The organism is Paenalcaligenes suwonensis (assembly GCF_011290505.1).
Lineage (GTDB): Bacteria > Pseudomonadota > Gammaproteobacteria > Burkholderiales > Burkholderiaceae_B > Paenalcaligenes > Paenalcaligenes suwonensis.
On the sequence record NZ_JAANPV010000003.1, the window covers coordinates 165,545 to 180,871 of the forward strand.

At 49.6% G+C, this 15,327-nt stretch carries 15 protein-coding genes and 1 tRNA gene; 10 read left to right on the forward strand and 6 right to left on the reverse strand.

What is annotated here, in order from left to right:
• Window positions 1-86: 86 nt before the first annotated feature.
• Together GY634_RS06010 and GY634_RS06015 are read left to right on the forward strand one after the other, a co-directional pair.
• Window positions 87-163, forward strand: a tRNA-Met gene (locus GY634_RS06010).
• A gap of 236 nt (window positions 164-399) precedes the next feature.
• The gene (locus GY634_RS06015) at window positions 400-906 is read left to right on the forward strand and encodes an SUKH-4 family immunity protein (protein WP_166407642.1); all 507 of its coding nucleotides are present in this window, start codon (window positions 400-402) and stop codon (window positions 904-906) included.
• Window positions 907-984: 78 nt separating this feature from the next.
• On the opposite strand, the gene GY634_RS06020 is transcribed toward GY634_RS06015, so the two are convergent.
• Complete coding sequence (locus tag GY634_RS06020; protein WP_166407643.1) at window positions 985-1,224, reverse strand: hypothetical protein; 240 nt, start codon at window positions 1,222-1,224, stop codon at window positions 985-987.
• Between the two features lie 120 nt (window positions 1,225-1,344).
• Here GY634_RS06020 and GY634_RS06025 point away from each other — a divergent pair, with 120 nt between their 5' ends.
• Window positions 1,345-1,875, forward strand: a complete 531-nt coding sequence (locus GY634_RS06025) for a helix-turn-helix domain-containing protein (RefSeq protein ID WP_166407644.1) — start codon at window positions 1,345-1,347, stop codon at window positions 1,873-1,875.
• 6 nt (window positions 1,876-1,881) lie between these two features.
• Here the strand turns inward: GY634_RS06025 and GY634_RS06030 are convergent, their stop codons facing one another.
• The 3 genes from GY634_RS06030 to GY634_RS06040 are packed head-to-tail and all read right to left on the reverse strand — an operon-like array spanning window position 1,882 to window position 4,746.
• Window positions 1,882-2,301 carry a hypothetical protein gene (locus tag GY634_RS06030; protein ID WP_242683621.1) on the reverse strand — a complete coding sequence of 140 codons (420 nt, stop codon included), beginning with the start codon at window positions 2,299-2,301 and terminating at the stop codon, window positions 1,882-1,884.
• A gap of 14 nt (window positions 2,302-2,315) precedes the next feature.
• On the reverse strand, window positions 2,316-3,428 hold the full coding sequence (locus GY634_RS06035) for an aminotransferase class V-fold PLP-dependent enzyme (protein ID WP_166407645.1): 1,113 nt from the start codon (window positions 3,426-3,428) through the stop codon (window positions 2,316-2,318).
• Window positions 3,429-3,447: 19 nt separating this feature from the next.
• The gene (locus GY634_RS06040) at window positions 3,448-4,746 is read right to left on the reverse strand and encodes an MFS transporter (protein WP_166407646.1); all 1,299 of its coding nucleotides are present in this window, start codon (window positions 4,744-4,746) and stop codon (window positions 3,448-3,450) included.
• A gap of 206 nt (window positions 4,747-4,952) precedes the next feature.
• Here GY634_RS06040 and GY634_RS06045 point away from each other — a divergent pair, with 206 nt between their 5' ends.
• The 7 genes from GY634_RS06045 to GY634_RS06075 all read left to right on the forward strand — a co-directional run bounded on the left by GY634_RS06045 (window position 4,953) and on the right by GY634_RS06075 (window position 11,748).
• On the forward strand, window positions 4,953-5,855 hold the full coding sequence (locus GY634_RS06045; protein WP_166407647.1) for a LysR family transcriptional regulator: 903 nt from the start codon (window positions 4,953-4,955) through the stop codon (window positions 5,853-5,855).
• 126 nt (window positions 5,856-5,981) lie between these two features.
• Window positions 5,982-6,812, forward strand: a complete 831-nt coding sequence (locus GY634_RS06050; RefSeq protein ID WP_166407648.1) for a class II aldolase/adducin family protein — start codon at window positions 5,982-5,984, stop codon at window positions 6,810-6,812.
• 128 nt (window positions 6,813-6,940) lie between these two features.
• Window positions 6,941-7,483 carry a TRAP transporter small permease gene (locus GY634_RS06055; protein WP_166407649.1) on the forward strand — a complete coding sequence of 181 codons (543 nt, stop codon included), beginning with the start codon at window positions 6,941-6,943 and terminating at the stop codon, window positions 7,481-7,483.
• Between the two features lie 8 nt (window positions 7,484-7,491).
• Complete coding sequence (locus tag GY634_RS06060; RefSeq protein ID WP_166407650.1) at window positions 7,492-8,772, forward strand: TRAP transporter large permease subunit; 1,281 nt, start codon at window positions 7,492-7,494, stop codon at window positions 8,770-8,772.
• 47 nt (window positions 8,773-8,819) lie between these two features.
• Window positions 8,820-9,836, forward strand: coding sequence for a TRAP transporter substrate-binding protein (locus GY634_RS06065; RefSeq protein ID WP_166407651.1), 1,017 nt, complete (start codon window positions 8,820-8,822; stop codon window positions 9,834-9,836).
• 222 nt (window positions 9,837-10,058) lie between these two features.
• Window positions 10,059-10,814: a maleate cis-trans isomerase family protein gene (locus GY634_RS06070; protein WP_166407652.1), complete on the forward strand. Its 756-nt coding sequence runs from the start codon at window positions 10,059-10,061 to the stop codon at window positions 10,812-10,814.
• A 43-nt stretch (window positions 10,815-10,857) separates the two neighbouring features.
• Entirely contained in the window at window positions 10,858-11,748 is an 891-nt protein-coding gene (locus GY634_RS06075; RefSeq protein WP_166407653.1) for a LysR substrate-binding domain-containing protein, read from the forward strand.
• Window positions 11,749-11,770: 22 nt separating this feature from the next.
• Here the strand turns inward: GY634_RS06075 and GY634_RS06080 are convergent, their stop codons facing one another.
• Window positions 11,771-12,379, reverse strand: a complete 609-nt coding sequence (locus GY634_RS06080) for a flavin reductase family protein (protein WP_166407654.1) — start codon at window positions 12,377-12,379, stop codon at window positions 11,771-11,773.
• Between the two features lie 116 nt (window positions 12,380-12,495).
• Window positions 12,496-15,327: a cytochrome c gene (locus GY634_RS06085; protein ID WP_166407655.1), complete on the reverse strand. Its 2,832-nt coding sequence runs from the start codon at window positions 15,325-15,327 to the stop codon at window positions 12,496-12,498.

Below are 15,327 nucleotides of genomic sequence, written 5' to 3' on the forward strand. Positions count from 1 at the left end.
TTTTTTATATCTTTTTTCATCTTTTGTAATATTTCCTCAAAAAGTGCTTGCCAAGATGAAAGTCATGGTGCTATATTAACGTTCTTGGCTCATTAGCTCAGCCGGTTAGAGCGACGGAATCATAATCCGCAGGTCCCCTGTTCGAATCAGGGATGAGCCACCAAGATACAAGACGGCCTACAGCAATGTAGGCCGTTTTTTTATGCCTGCGTAGACTTGCTAGCCATAATGAAGCCACCCCACACTCATGGGTGGCTTTTTTGTTTTCCGTCATACGCGGCAAGCTCATGAGCAAAGCAAGCAACAGGAGTAGAATTTACCCTCTAGCCCTATCAGCAGCACAGGGCCACACTTCACCGCTATTAGCATCAGCCAGAACACACCAAGAAAGATCACCACATGAGCCCGTCATTCAAACAACGGTTTTGCGCGGGACTGCCGCAAACACCGCCAGAGCTAGACCTACAGCTTGATGCTTTCATTACGTTCGAACGCGAGGCATTAACAGAGCTTGATGCCGAGACCACACAACTTTTGTTAGAAGAAGGCCTACCAGAAAGCGCTCCACCTTTTCTGAATTTTTCTTGTTATGCGGCTGAAGACATAAACAGCCTGCGAGAGTTTGGTGATATACCCGCACAATTCTTTCCGCTAGGGCAAACTTCCTATGGGGATTTACTAGGCATTGATACCACCACCAAGGAAGTCATCTACTTCAATCACGACAATAACAACCAACGCATTTTGATTAACTCTAGCTTGGCCCAGTTCCTAGAGTGCTTGTGCATCTATCAGGAACACTTGCACTCCGACGCCACCGTTTCCCCGCTGAGTGCTATCCAGAAAGTAGACCCTAGCGCTGCCAAACCTGGCACTATGTGGCACACTGAAACGCTGCCTGATTAGCCTCCAAGCCACCTATACTCTCACCACGCCCACATACTAAAAATGCACCATGCCAAAAATCGTGTTGACGTTTATCCCCTATCTTGTAGCGCTGCTTTGCGGCTTGCTGGTTATTCCTTGGGTGCTAGGCATACCCGGCAACTTCACACCTAGAACACAACTTGGGTGGACTACCGGCCTCATTACAATGGCCTCGTATCTACTGCTATACCAAATCGCCAAATCCACCAGTAAGCGGTCTTCATCCAATAAGCCATCGCTACGCTCAAAAATGGATAAGATTTTGGTAGTTGCTGCCTGCTGTGTACTACCTAGCATGGCTGCATCTATCGCACTGTTAGTGTGCGAGTAAGTATTACGCCCCCAGCTTCGTTGTAAACTCCTAATAGTGCGGCGTTTAATAATTTCAAATAACACGACAACAAGCAACGACCCCTCATGACTACTCTACGCATACGCGAACTGCGGGAGCACAAAAAACTCTCGCTACGCAAGCTCGCTGAATTAGCTCAGGTCTCTCCCGGTTTGATTAGCCAAGTGGAGCGCGGGCTGACGCAACCTAGCTTAGATACGTTACGTCAAATCGCTAAGGCCTTAGACACACCTATTTTCTCGTTGCTAGGCGATAGCCTGCAGCAAGTGTCTGTGGTGCGAGAAAGTGAGCGTATGCGACTGCAATCCGCCTCTGGCGTGCAGTACAGCCGCATATCACCGGGGCTAGGAAAAATTGAAATGCTAGAGGGCTTTCTGCCACCAGGTGGAGCTTCGGTTGGCGAACGCTGGAGCCACCCTGCCGAGGAATGCGTGGTAGTGACGCAAGGCCGTTTATTGGTGGATGTGGATACGCAAACCCATTCGCTAGAGTTGGGGGATAGCTGTTATTTTGACTCCAGCCTACCCCATGCCTACCGCAACCCCTATGATGCGGATGTGCGGTTTATTGTGGCTATCACACCCCCTAGCTACTAAAGCAGCTTAGCGACGCCAACCGCTATGCAGTTGCGCCTGGATCATATCCAACTCGGTTTCATGACAACGCTGTAACCGCTGCCAGCGCTCTTCACTCATGTCGTCGCTACGCGTAGCCATCATCACCAGCACACACGACTGCTCAGCTACGGCTTGCACCCATGCACTGATACGTGGGCTGCGCTTTTCTGCACCACCCACCCAATAACGTAGTAAGCCCTGCTCTGGCAGCACCTCCACGCTGACGTGGGTTTGCCCGCCATCAAAGAGAGACGTGCCCACCACTACGCCATCCGCTACCGGTTTAGTATCAAAGCACCCTAACGACCACTGACCTAATAACTGCAAGTCAGCCATAAAAGCCATTACTTCAGAGGCTGGTTTTTCTATACGGCGACTGGCTTGGTGTGCCCATGTTTTTTCCATTATTGATCCCTGCATTACCAGCCCGCCTGTAAGGTATCGCACAAGCGCAGCACATCTTGTTCAAGACACACATTACCTGGCGATAAACGCAGCACGGCATCACGGTGATCACAATACAGTTCTTGCTCACGCAGCGCATCCACCAAGGCTTTAGCACGCGCCGCACTACTAGCTTTAAGCATGACACTACCGCCCCGCTCTGCCGCTGAAAGTGGCGTGAGCACCTGCCATCCTTGTTGCTTCGCTCGCTCAAAGATAATACGGGTTAGCGCTTGATTTTGTTCCCATAAGCTATGCACGCCCGCATTTAACACAAACTGCAGGCCAGGCAACGACGCAATGCTAGCCAATACTGACGGCGTACCATGATCAAAACGACGCGCATCAGGGGCATAGCTAAACTGATCCAAATTCCAATTAAAGGGATTGCCTTGGCTAAACCACCCACGGAACTCGGGTTCGCACTGCTCTATTAAATCAGGTCGCACGTGCAGCAAACTCGCCCCCGCCACGCCGCACACCCATTTCAAGGAAGCCGATAAGGTAAAAGCCACATCATCGTGCACTGTGAACGGTACTAAGCCTGCTGCTTGCGTAAGATCCAACGCCATTAAGCTGCCATGGTCACGCGCGCACTGCGCCATGCGGTCTACATCCACGCGGTGCGAGGTAGTAGAGCTTACCCACGTTACTAGCGCCAGGCCTACCGAGTCATCCCATGCCTTGATGAAATCATCATCAGTCACGTAAGCACACCCTTGGCTTAAAGGCACAGTACGCAAACTAAAACCTAAGCGCTGTGACAGCTTTTGCAGCAGAAAATGCAAGCTAGGAAAGCAATCACCCGCCACTAACAACGTACGCCCTTTTAGCACCTGATCGGGCAAGGAACCCAAAATACTGTACAGCCCACCGGTCACGTTTTCACTCAAGGCTATATCTTGCGGACGCGCACCAATTAGCTCTGCCCAGCCATTAATAAAGGCTTGTTTTTGACCTAATGCATAGCCCCACTGCCCATCATCCAGCGCCGACCAGCTTTTAGTGAATTCATCCAACTGCGCTTGCATGGCAGCATGCTTGCCCTCAAACATGCCAATGGAGTGATAGAGAAAATAACCTGACATCGTTGCACTTCCTTAATAATCAATCAGCCAATGCGCGGCCGGATGTTTCTTGCACGCTTCGCAGCGCGATAATGCCCACCAGTGCAGCTGCCATCACATAGAAAGCTGGCGCCATACTAGAACCTGTTTGCGTGCTTAACCATGACGCAATAAAAGGAGCTGTCGCACCACCCAAAATAGTGGCGATATTGAACCCCAGCGATACCCCGCTGTAGCGCACTCGCGTAGTGAACAACTCGGCATACAGCGGATAGCCCACTGACTGCACAATAATGAAGGGAATAATAGAAATCGCCACAGCCATAGCCGCCATCACAAAGCTACCCCACGATGCCACCCACATAGTTAATGGCACCAACAGCATATAGCCCAGCAAGCCTATGGTTAATAGCGGTTTACGCCCAAAACGGTCCGACAATCCGCCCGCAAACGGCATTAAAAAAGCGGAAATCAATGTCACTACCGACACCAGCCAAAACACGGCCGAAGCGTCATATTTCAAGGTACGCGTCAGGTGCGTACTTAAGTACACCACCCCCACATAGCCAGCCGCATTTTGCGCAAAACCAATGGCAATCACCTGCAGCAAGGGGCGACTATGCTCACGAAAAATCACCGATATGGGCGAGTGCTCCGGTTTATGCGCTTTAAGCAGCTCTTGAAATCGTGGAGAGTCCTCGATACGGGAACGCGCCCATACGCATAGCAAAATTAACGGTATAGAGAGCAAAAAAGGAATGCGCCACGCCCACTCTTGCATCGCTTCTTTACCAAAAACAGTGCTCACCAAGCCCGCCACACCCGTTGCTAACGACAAGCCCAAGGTAGCAGCGGCGGGGTTAAACGCACCAAAAAAACCGCGCTTATTTGCTGGAGAGCATTCGGCCACATAGGTCGCTGCACCGGTAATCTCACCACCCGCAAAAAAGCCCTGTAGCAATCTACACAATAGCAACAAGGCAGGAGCCATTAACCCTAAGGTGGCATACGTAGGCAACATTCCCATCAATGCACTGGCTATACCTATACCGATGATCGTGACCATTAAGGCAGCGGTACGTCCATGCCTGTCTCCAAACCAGCCAAAGAAAATGCCACCTAAGGGCCTAGCCAAAAAAGCACCACCAAAAATAGCTAAGGTAGACAACAAGGCGGCATTTTCATTCTCTCCCACAAAAAACAGCATGCTTAGCATCACCGCCAATACACCGTAAAGTTGGAAATCGTAGTATTCAATCATCGTGCCCAAGCCTGCGGCACTGGCCGCCCGCCAGGGCGACACCTCTGACTGCACAGAGGCTGTGTGAGGGTTCTGCATGTCTCGTCCGTCCTGTCGCGCTTTTGCGCTTTGTTGTTTAGTGTGACTAAACAGAGTATACGGAGGAATGCTTTAGCCCTCAACTACGCATTTACACTAGGTAAACCGCACCATCTTACCCAAAGCCTCCTCCTAGCTCTCGTGATAGCATTCAACGAATACTCAAAATAACTCCCACAACAAATACGAGACATTGCGTTAATGCTATGAAAGACAATAGGCTAATCGAAATACGTGTATTTAAAACAGTAGCAGAAACGGGAGGCTTTACAGCTGCTGCCAATATTCTGGGCGTTAGCCAATCATTTATCAGTCAAAAAATTTCAGCCTTAGAAAAACGTTTAGGAGTATTGCTACTGCGCCGCTCCACACGTACTCAACGCCTCACAGCTGAAGGTGAACACTTCCTGAACTCATGCAATACGATACTAAATGACCTTGATTCTGCAGAGTCACAGTTCACCACCACAGAACCCAGTGGCGTCTTACGCATTAGCGCACCATTAGCATTTGGCACAGATCAGTTGGTCCCGAATTTGCCTGAGTTTTTAGAGCGCTATCCTCGTATCAAACTACAGCTCTCACTCTCTGATTCATTATCCAACCTAATAGAAGACGATATTGATGTAGCTATCCGAATGGGAACTCTGCGCGACTCTTCGCTAACCAGCCGAAAACTCTGTAACTTACAACGCATTGTCATCGCCTCTCCACGCTACATAGAACAATTTGGCCAGCCTATCACCCCTCATGGGCTCAAACACCACCGATGTTTAGCCTGGCACGGCCCACAAAGCCATTTGAATCGCTGGCCATTCATGATCAATAGCAAGCGTGAAGAGTTCCTAGTCAATGGCAACTTCAGTAGTATCAGCGGAATGGCCATTTTTCAAATGTGCTTAGCTGGAGTAGGTATCATGCGTTGTGCTGAACACTTGGCACTACCCGCTATACGCTCAGGGCTTTTAATCCCTCTACTAACGGATTATTTAGCTCGTGATGAAACAGCAATCCACGCCGTCTTTCTGCCTGAGCGACGTCTCGTTCCCCGTATTCGAGTTTTTGTAGAGTATTTTAGGGGCATCTTTGGCACCCCACCCTGGGAGTAAATATAGCCCCCTCTAATTTATTACCCCTTGTAATAAGTCTTATCCCGAGGGGTCTATTGTTCCCTCCTCAGCCACACTCCTATTATTGAAACATCAATTATTGATACATCAAAAATAGGAGCCCGCATGAATACCTCTACTTCCCATATTGATCTGAATGGACGTGAGTCCATATATCAACCTACACAATCAGGTTTGATTTACCCTGAGGTCCCCACCTTCTCTTCTTTCGCAGAAGAGCGTCAATACCGTAAGGAACGCCTTGTTGCTGCCTGTAGAACATTTGCATTACATGGCTTTGACTATGGTTTTGCTGGACACCTTACTGTACGTGACCCTGAGCATCCAGAGCTATATTGGACCAATCCAATGTGTGTACATTTTTCACAAGTACGCATATCCAACCTCATTCTTGCCGACCATAGCGGTAAAGTAATTGAGGGAGATTATGCTCTTAACCGTGCCGGTTTCGTCCTGCACTCTGCCGTACATGAACGACACCCTGATATTGTGGCTATGTGTCATGCCCATACCGAATACGGCACGGCCTTTGCATCATTAGGTAAACCCCTAGCCCCCATTAGCCAAGATGCTGCCGCTTTCTTTGAGGACCATGTAGTAATCCGTAATGAGGCAGGTCAAGTCGCGGTTGAGGAAAAAGCAGGCTGGTCCGTTGCAGATTATTTCAAAGACGTCAAAGCAGCTATTCATCAAAACCACGGTTTATTAACTGCCAGTCGTCACAGCATTGACTCAGCAGCTTTCTGGTTTATTGCTTTAGAGCGCTGCTGCAAACAGCAGCTTGCAATAGAAGCTACTGGCCAACCCCCTCTTCTTGTCCCCCCAGAAAAAGCACGCTATAGCCGTGAGCATGTTGGCAGCGAATACATAGGTTGGCTGCACTTCCAAGCACTATACGAACACGTTGCTGCAACACAGCCAGAAATGTTTGAGTAACGAAAAGAGCCCGATCAGAGCGCTAAGATCGGGCTCTTATTCCCCTCGCAAACATCTCGCCACACCAGCTGGTAAAAACCCCTCAACAATAGTTATAAATTCAGAGGGGTTAAGAAAAAGGAGACACGATGAAAAGACTGAGCGACCTCTGGTTTTCTCTCTTAAAAATTACCGCCATCACCTGTTTGGTTTTGATGGTCATCCTTGTATTTGGCAACGTAGTTCTTCGCTACCTATTCAACTCTGGCATCACCTTCTCGGAAGAAGCTTCACGCCTTTTGTTTATTTACATCACCTTTCTTGGGGCTGCCATAGCATTACGTGAACACCTTCACTTAGGGATTGATTCTGTGGTGTCACGCCTTAACCCTAAACAACGTCGAACCTGTTTAGTACTTTCTCAACTTCTAATGCTTTATGTCACTTGGTTATTACTCATCGGTAGTTGGGAACAAGCCAGCATAAATCTGGCCACACTAACCCCCGTTATCGGCCTTTCAATGGCAGCAGTCTATGGCGTTGGCGTGCTATTTAGCGTTACCACTGGAGGCTTATTACTCTGTAGTCTGATTCGCTCGCTTACAGGAAAAATGGATGACCGTGAGGTCAGCCTTGCGGTTGGAACCCTTCCTCCTGAGCAGAACCCCCTCCCTCCTTCCACTCCAGCATAGGAAGTCTCATGGTTATTACAATCTTCCTAAGCTCATTACTAGCATCAATGGCGATAGGCATTCCCATTGCCTACGCTCTACTTCTATCCGGCATAGCGCTAATGGCGCATTTGGATCTTTTTGATGCACAAATCATTGCTCAAAACCTCATTAATGGAGCCAACAGCTTTGCCCTAATGGCTGTTCCCTTTTTCTTGCTCGCCGGTGAAATCATGAACACCGGAGGGTTATCAAGAAGAATCGTTAATATTGCTATGGCGCTTTTAGGCCACATCAAAGGAGGCTTAGGCTATGTAGCTATTTTGGCTGGATGCTTAATTGCCGCCCTATCAGGCTCTGCTGTAGCTGATGCAGCAGCCCTCTCAGCCTTGTTGTTACCCATGATGGTAAAAGCTGGCTACGACAAAAGCACCTCTGCTGGGCTCATTGCAGCCTCAGGCTGCATTGCTCCCATCATCCCTCCCTCTATTGGCTTTATCGTATTCGGAGTCGCTGGTGGGCTTTCCATTACCAAACTTTTTCTAGCAGGCATCGTACCAGGCATCCTCATTGGCCTTGGCCTAGCATTCGCATGGTGGCTGAAAATCCGTAACTCAAGCATGATAATGCCGCCAAAACGCTCACGTGCCGAGCTACGTTCGGCATTAGCCGATGGTATATGGGCAATGATGTTGCCTGTAATTATCATCGTAGGACTACGTTTCGGTGTTTTCACACCCACTGAAGCCGCTGTAGTTGCTGTGGTGTACTCCTTGTTCGTATCCATCTGCGTTTACAAGGAGATGTCATTACATGATCTTTATGAGGTACTAAACAGCACGATTAAAACAAGTGCCATCGTCATGTTCTTAATTGCCTCGGCTTTAGTATCTGCATGGATGATCACAATTGCCGATATCCCCGGAAGCCTAATCAGCCTACTTGAGCCCTTCATGGATCACCCCCTACTCTTGACTGCCGTCATCATCGGTTTAGTGATTGTGGTAGGCACATCTATGGACATGATCCCAGTCATTCTGATCCTAACCCCTGTATTGCTCCCTGTCGTGAAAGAAGCAGGAGTAGACCCAATTTATTTTGGTGTTTTATTTATAGTCGCCTGCTCTATCAGCTTGATTACACCGCCAGTAGGCTCTGTTTTAACAGTTGTAAGAGGTGTGGCAAAGATAGGTATGGATGACATGTTAAAAGGCGTTTTCCCTTTCATTCTGGCTCAGCTAACCATTTTATTACTCATGATTATTTTCCCTTGGTTAGTAACCGTTCCCGCTCAATGGTTTACGGGCTAATCATTTTACTTTTCATCTCACACTTACAATAAATTTCGGAGTTGACAATGAAATCCTCAATCAAAAAATCACTGCTATCCTTAGCTCTACCAGTGATGATGGCCTGTTCCCCCCAAGTCTTAGCTAATGACATACAAGAAAGAACTTTTAGATTTTCTTTTGTACAACCCATTGAAAGTCACATGGGTTATGGTGCTCAGAAATTTGCTGAGCTAGTTAAAGAAAAAAGCGATGGAAAAATGACCGTTAGACTATTTCCTAACGGCACTTTGGGGGGCGACTTGCAAACAGTCTCATCACTCCAAGGAGGCACATTAGATATTACTACCATGCCTCCTGGCTTACTGGTTGGTCTAGATGCCAAATACAGTATTTTTGATTTACCTTTCCTCTTTCAAGACTCAACTGAAGCAGATGCTGTCTTAGATGGCCCTGTAGGCAATAAGTACCTAGAAGCGTTGCCAACGGGCTTAGTTGGCCTAGGCTACTGGGATCACGGCTTTCGCAACATCTCCAACAGCAAACACCCTGTCAATAAGCTAGAAGACTTAAAAGGATTAAAAATTCGGGTGCTAGAAACACCTTTAGTACTGGATTCCTTCTCAGCCCTAGGCACAAATGCCGTTCCAATGGCATTTACCGAACTCTACACAGCGATGGAAACTGGTGCTGTAGACGGCCAAGATAATCCGGTGGTCGCTTTTGAAACCAATAAATTTGACGAAGTACAAAAACATTTGGCTCTGACCCGCCATATTTACAATCCTCTGATTCTGCTCTTTAGTGAGCGAACTTGGAACAAACTTTCAGACGCTGAGCGCCAGGTTTTGATGGATGCTGCACGTGATTCTAAAGACGAGCAACGTAGAGTTTCTCGTGAAATGGAAGCCAAAGCACTCACTACCATTCAAGCAAATGGCACTCAGGTTACCTCCATTTCCCCAGACGAAATCAACAGAATGCGTGAGGCAACACAAACCATCACCGACAAATACACTCCTCAAATCGGATCAGAGGCAGTGACAGAGATAATGACCGAAATCACCAAAATTCGCAGTAAATAACTACCCAATAATGAAACAGCAACGATAAGGAGTAGGCTCAAAACCCACTCCTTATCCTTATATGAAACCAATAAGAAGCCAGCCCAACTTTTCACAACCATCGTGCCAGACCACACTTCCACCATCGCCATTTGCGATAGCACGTTGACCGAATGGCGCTTTACCCCGGTGCCCCGCCCTCGCAAAATAGAACCATAACTATTCATCTAGTCGAGGCACAATATGAAAACCTACCGCATCGGACAAGTCGTTCCTAGTTCTAACACCACCATGGAAACCGAAATTCCAGCGATGCTGCAAGCGCGCTATGCTGAGTTTCCTGATGAGCGCTTTACCTTCCATTCATCGCGTATGCGCATGATGAAAGTAACGCCCGAAGAACTCAAAGCCATGGACATTGCTAGCGACCGCTGCGTGCTAGAACTTAGCGATGCCCGCATGGATGTAATGGCCTACGCATGCTTGGTTGCCATCATGGCGCAAGGCGACGGTTACCACCGCGTATCCCAAGAGCGTCTGCAAAAAGTCGTTACCGACAACGGCGTGGATATTCCTGTGCTCAGTTCCGCTGGCGCCTTGGTTGAAACATTGAAAGAGTTCAACTTCAATAAGGTATCCATTATCACGCCTTACATGAAACCTCTAACGCAGCGCGTAGCCGATTACATCCGCGCCGAAGGGGTTGAAGTGCTGGATACCATCAGCCTAGAAGTAGCCGATAACTTGGAAGTTGGCCTACTAAACCCAGAGAACCTGCTGGAACACGTTAAACGCTTGGATTACAAAGACGCAGATGCCGTCGTGCTGTCCGCTTGCGTACAAATGCCATCGCTAGCAGCTATTCAGCGCGCCCAAGACATGATTGGCAAACCCGTGTTGTCAGCCGCCGTATGTACGGTTTACCAAATGCTGAAAACGCTGGGCTTAGAAACTCGCGTACCTAACGCAGGCCACATTTTGTCTGGCGTTAAACCGTAACTTCCAACACTGAATACGGCGAAAAAACGCTATGATGTCATGCATGAAACTGGACTTGCTGACATTAAAGCTATTCGTTCGTGTTTTAGAGGAAGGGACCATCAGTAAGGCGGCAGAACTTGAGCACATCGCTAGTGCAGCCGTCAGCCGCCGCCTTGCTGACCTAGAGCATCATCTAGACACCCCTCTGCTTTATCGCACCAACAAAGGTATTAGCCCCACCCCTGCCGGGGTAGAGCTGTTATACCGTGCGCGTGCATTATTAAATAATGCCTATGATTTAGAAACCCGCCTACACGCTTACGCCAAAGGCCAGCATGGCCAAGTACACATCATGGCGAACACCTCGGCGGTGACGCAGTTTTTACCTGCTGTACTCGGGCAGTTTGCTCAGCAGTTTCCGCAAGTGCAGTTGCAGCTAGAAGAAAAAAACAGCTTGGATATTATCAATGCACTGTCTGAAGGCAAAACTGAACTAGGCATTTTCACTCGCCTACCTTTTCAAGCCAGCATCGAAACCTTCACCTTTAGGCATGATGAGCTGGTCGTACTAGTGCCGCAATCGCACCCGCTAGCCCAGTACACTGAAATAGACTTCATCCAAACACTGGATTACGCCCATATTTCGCTGTTCGCAGGCACGCACATCCATTATCAGATCAGCAAAATTGCGATGGAACACAACCGTGCGTTATCCATTCAAACTGAAGTATCGGGCTACGATGCCATGTGTTTACTGATTAACGCAGGCATAGGTATTGGGATTTTGCCGCGTGAAAGTACGCAGATTTACCATATACCCAATACTCGCACCATTGCCCTACGCGATGCGTGGCGCTCGCGCGAACTACTGGTGGGGGTGCGTAAGCAAAGCGAACTATCACCCAGCGCGGCTAGTCTACTCGCCTTACTCTTGGCCGAAGCACCTAAGTAAACACCCAGCTCGTGACTAGCGTTTAACGTGGCCGGTATAGGCCAAAAAGTGTGTCGTCGGTGATTTCGTAATAGTCTTTAGGACCACCACCACGCAATACCGGGTGCGCCGAAGCACAGTGATACACCCCATCGCGTATATGCTCAGTAGCAATGTGTACGCCCACTACTTCGCCAAACACCATCCACGCCCCTGCCCCCTTACCATCGCTACCAGTAAGTTCAAAGTGCTGCGACACTCTACACTCTAACGACACCGGACTTTCTGACACATAGGGTGCAGTCACTTTATCGCCCATACATGGCGTAAGCCCCGTGAAGGCAAACTCATCCACGGGCTGTTCTATGCTGCTTAGGTTCACTTGCTCGGCCAGTGCTCTAGTAGCCAGATTCCACGTAAACACACCTGTACTGATTGCATTACGCGCACTGTCTTTGTAGCCCACGCTGGAAAAACCAATAATGGGTGGCCGGTAGTTAAACATCGTACAGAAGCTATAAGGTGCTAAATTCAGTACCCCATCGGTAGACTGCGTACCAATCCAACCAATCACCCGTGGCCCCACTATAGCGCTCATAGGATCGTGCTTTAGCCCATGCCCTTGGCTAGGCTCATAAAAATGCGTAGTCATTTGTACCTAACTTATGCCCTGTAGATAATGTTGCGCCCCGCTTAGCTACTCAGCATAGTAGCAAGATGCGCAGCAGTTGCGCACCTTGCACTACCAGCACCGTAGCCTTTAGCTGTTTACAAATGCCCAGGTTGCTGACGAATGTGCTGTACTTTTTCAGTGATGTTTTGCCATGGCTGCTTATCTGGCGCATATTGCCTGCGTAGATACTGCAGTAAGTCGGTGACCTGCTGATCATTCAAGCTATGCTTAAACGCTGGCATATTCCCCAACGCGGGCGCAGAGGGTCTAGTAATGCCATGCAAAATCACCTGAATCACATTATCTGGCGAATCACTGTGCAGCGAGGTATTCACCGCTAGCGATGGCCTAGCCCCAAACAACGCAGGCCCAGACTGGCTATCATGGCACACCATACACGCCCCCTCGTAAATGCTTCTACCCGGCATTAGCCACACATCTGTAGGCGGCATTTGCGCTTGCTGCTCCAACTGCTGGACCTGCGTAGCTGCCACTGCTGGCAAAGACGCTGCGGGGGCCGTGTCGGTACGCCCAGTCAAATTCAACAAGTAGTGCGACATAGCCCTTACATCGTATTCGGGAAGCTCAGCCAAACCCTCAATAATAGGCCCCATCGGCCCAGCCGCCACACCGTGCTCCACAGATTGCCCGGTACGTAGATAGGTAAACAAAGCGTCTTCCGTCCATGGCACCTTGGCATTAGCCAATGCATTCAAGGCAGGGGCCTCCCAACCATCCACTTCACCGCCCGCCAAAAAGTATTTACCTTTTTTCTCGCCACCTAAGCTATTTCGCGGGGAATGACAGGCCATGCAATGTCCACTGCTATTAACCAAATAGGCACCACGATTCCACAACTCCGTTTGCCCCTCGTCATACTGATACGCCTGTCTATCGGTATGAAATAACGCATTCCACCCCGCTAACGCCGGCCTAACGTTAAAAGGGAAACTCAGCTCGTGCTGCTTGTTGGGAGCGTGCACAGATTCTTGCGTCATTAAATACGCATACAGCGACTGCAAGTCTTCATCGCTAAGTTTGGCATACGAGGTATACGGAAACGCCGGGTACAGATGCGAACCATCGCGGTGAATCCCATCGCGCATGGCACGCTCAAAAGCCTTATACGACCATGTACCTATACCTGTTTCAGGGTCGGGGGTGATGTTTGTGGTAAAGATTTTCCCAAAAGGGGTATCCAAGGCCAAACCACCTGCATTCGTTGGCTGTCCATCAGCGGTATGGCACACCATACAATCACCCGCCAACGCGACCAAGCGCCCTCGCTCTATGGCTATATCCGAAAAAATAGACGTATCAATTCTAGGTACGGGGGGAATAGCAGGTCGCCACGGCGATGCCACCACCAACAAGCCCGCTGCCGCACTGGCTGCTCCCGCCAACCAACCCAACCATCTCTTAGAGGTCGTAGATTTGGCAGCCGCCTTGTTGTCTAAGGCCCATCGCTGCGAAGCAAGAGACAAATCTAACGGTGCGTGATGCAACCTAATCTGCGTTGCATCTTTAACGGCATTCGCAATTGCCGCAGCGGCAGGCAACTCTGCTGTTGTACTCCACGCCAACGCCTGCCCCACCACCGCACTTTGGTTGATCACCTGTATTTCAGTAGCAGGGGGTTCTGCTGCCTCTCGCGGCGTGGCAGTAGATGAGCCAGAAGCAGGCGGCGTTGCATTCCCCAATAATCGCTGCGTCCACTGCGAGATGCGATGTTTAATCTGCACTTGCTGCGATGCCTCTTGTGGCACATGCTGATCACTATCAAATGCCACCGTCACTTTTTGCAGGTTTAACTGCTGTGACTGCGTATCCACAGCCAGCTCTACCGCCCACGCTGACCACACGGCTTGCGCCGGTTTCTGCTCGTAATCATAGGCTTTCACGTAAGCAAAACCATAACCGTGGTTTTGCTTCTGGGGCGTACAAGGCAGACCTTCTGCATCCACCCAACCCGCTTGTTCCGCGGCTCGCTGTATGAGGCGTCGCCCACGCTCATCATCGATTTTCGATAAGCGCTCTTGCAGGGGGTCTGCACCACTGGCACGCAGGCTTTCATCAAACTCGGATTCAGCAGCAAACGTTAAGGCTGCCGCATAATTACGCTGCGCGCCCACAGGAGCCAACCATTCAGCTTGAGCATATTCGCGCGCGCCTAGGTAGTCGGTTGCCACCTGCACACCATAGTCCGGTGAACCATGCCAGCCTAATAACCTCGCTGCTACCGAACAGCCTAAGCCCGGCACCACATTACTCTGCCAACTACCGTCTTGCTGATCACGCCAAACCAACTTGATGGTTTGCAAACCTGTTTCTGCCCGCACCACCACTGGCTGTGTGACCTGTAGGGCCAACAGTGCCGCTTGTACCGCTTCGTCATAGGCTTCTGTTAACGCTTCCACGCACTGATAAAGATGTATGCGTTCAGCCGGTAACGCCGTTAAGGCTGCTAGTTCATCGCGTAATTGATGCGGAAAAGCAGTACTCACCCATACACGCAATTGTTCTTGCTCGTACTGTGCAACAGACCATGCCAAGTCGTTATCAACCGAGGCATCCCAGCTATAGCCAGAGGCCCTGTCATCGGCCGTAGTCGTAGCACGAGTGTCTACCCACTCTATCCGCACTAACGCCCTAGCTTGCTTGGCTGTACTTTCTTGAGAGGCAAGCACCGCCACGAAATTTTTTTGAGCCACACACTTCACTACACCGGGTACACGCTCAGCCGCCGACCAATCTATGGCGCTGTAGAAATGCCCCTGCCCTGCTGTAAGAGGCTGTTGTAATAGCGACAGCGGAGGATACACCACCGCTGCATACAATGCGTATTGCAACGAGGGTAAAGCCACCGCTTCAGGCTCTGTGGTTAACGCGGAGTCGCCGTGCTGTACTACTGAATAGAGTGCCCGCAT

Excerpts from the sequence above, each read along its gene's own strand:
- GY634_RS06015 (WP_166407642.1), top strand. The coding sequence starts at position 400 with ATGAGCCCGTCATTCAAACAACGGTTTTGCGCGGGACTGCCGCAAACA.
- GY634_RS06020 (WP_166407643.1), bottom strand. The coding sequence starts at position 1,224 with ATGCTAGGTAGTACACAGCAGGCAGCAACTACCAAAATCTTATCCATT.
- GY634_RS06025 (WP_166407644.1), top strand. The coding sequence starts at position 1,345 with ATGACTACTCTACGCATACGCGAACTGCGGGAGCACAAAAAACTCTCG.
- GY634_RS06030 (WP_242683621.1), bottom strand. The coding sequence starts at position 2,301 with ATGGAAAAAACATGGGCACACCAAGCCAGTCGCCGTATAGAAAAACCA.
- GY634_RS06035 (WP_166407645.1), bottom strand. The coding sequence starts at position 3,428 with ATGTCAGGTTATTTTCTCTATCACTCCATTGGCATGTTTGAGGGCAAG.
- GY634_RS06040 (WP_166407646.1), bottom strand. The coding sequence starts at position 4,746 with ATGCAGAACCCTCACACAGCCTCTGTGCAGTCAGAGGTGTCGCCCTGG.
- GY634_RS06045 (WP_166407647.1), top strand. The coding sequence starts at position 4,953 with ATGAAAGACAATAGGCTAATCGAAATACGTGTATTTAAAACAGTAGCA.
- GY634_RS06050 (WP_166407648.1), top strand. The coding sequence starts at position 5,982 with ATGAATACCTCTACTTCCCATATTGATCTGAATGGACGTGAGTCCATA.
- GY634_RS06055 (WP_166407649.1), top strand. The coding sequence starts at position 6,941 with ATGAAAAGACTGAGCGACCTCTGGTTTTCTCTCTTAAAAATTACCGCC.
- GY634_RS06060 (WP_166407650.1), top strand. The coding sequence starts at position 7,492 with ATGGTTATTACAATCTTCCTAAGCTCATTACTAGCATCAATGGCGATA.
- GY634_RS06065 (WP_166407651.1), top strand. The coding sequence starts at position 8,820 with ATGAAATCCTCAATCAAAAAATCACTGCTATCCTTAGCTCTACCAGTG.
- GY634_RS06070 (WP_166407652.1), top strand. The coding sequence starts at position 10,059 with ATGAAAACCTACCGCATCGGACAAGTCGTTCCTAGTTCTAACACCACC.
- GY634_RS06075 (WP_166407653.1), top strand. The coding sequence starts at position 10,858 with ATGAAACTGGACTTGCTGACATTAAAGCTATTCGTTCGTGTTTTAGAG.
- GY634_RS06080 (WP_166407654.1), bottom strand. The coding sequence starts at position 12,379 with ATGACTACGCATTTTTATGAGCCTAGCCAAGGGCATGGGCTAAAGCAC.
- GY634_RS06085 (WP_166407655.1), bottom strand. The coding sequence starts at position 15,327 with ATGCGGGCACTCTATTCAGTAGTACAGCACGGCGACTCCGCGTTAACC.